This window comes from Psychrobacter sp. 1U2 (assembly GCF_051847575.1).
Genome location: NZ_JBPYDC010000725.1, coordinates 1 through 873, shown reverse-complemented (window position 1 = coordinate 873; position 873 = coordinate 1). Strand labels below are relative to the sequence as shown.

Here is an 873-nt window from a genome sequence, read left to right as displayed (position 1 = left end):
TCAGGGACTTTTAACCGAGTCTCTTCACGTAGCTCACGGATGCAGGCGTCAAACAAGGTCTCTTTTGGATTAAGGAAACCACCTGGCAGCGCCCAGAGTCCTCGCCCTGGCATGCTGCGCCGCTCTACCAACAATATGTGTCCTGACTGTACAACCAAAGCATCAGCAGTCATAAATGTCGGTGGGTAAGGTGCAGACTCCCACTGTTTTTTATACTTATCAATAAAGCCTGCTTCCTCATGCAGCTGCTGATAATGACTTGTCTTTTTAAATTCATCTAAGACTTTGCGAGTCGACTCAGGCGTGCGCTCAGGGGTAGGTGTTGCGCCCATTAGGTAACTATCGCGGATGGGGGTAGCAGATAAGTTATGATAATTGGGAACAGAAACCGATGCCCAGTTCGGAAACAACGACAAGTAATAAGAAGAGCTGTCTTTAGAGTGACCAATAAGACCAATATCAGCATTTAGATCACCGGTAACAGATTTGACGCCTGCTTGCACATATTGTAGCCAGCGCGTGTCATTATAGAGTGCATCATCCAAGCCCACACAATGTATACGGGCTGCCTCTTCAGCTGAATATGCACCTTGAATCATAGCTGCACGCTCAGCAACACTGAACGGATTGCGCAAGCTACGCGGCAAGTTCGCCGAACCGATCAACATAATGACTTCATCAGCACGTTTTAGTGCTTCGTCAATGACGGCTTTATGACCACAGTGGAATGGCTGAAAGCGACCAATAAATATCAGATAGCGGTAATGTTTGCTATCTTGCTTATCTGAATGTTGCTCTGATAATTCACTCATAGACGCCGACTTCCTACTACGTATTTTTTGATTGAAAATATTTTAATGACGCCAATACTGA

At 45.7% G+C, this 873-nt stretch carries 1 protein-coding gene; it reads right to left on the bottom strand.

Annotation, left to right across the window (positions count from 1 at the left end):
- Nucleotides 1–812: bifunctional nicotinamide-nucleotide adenylyltransferase/Nudix hydroxylase (locus ACS8FD_RS18335; protein WP_439276901.1), on the bottom strand; the 812-nt coding region annotated here is incomplete at its 3' end.
- Nucleotides 813–873: the final 61 nt, after the last annotated feature.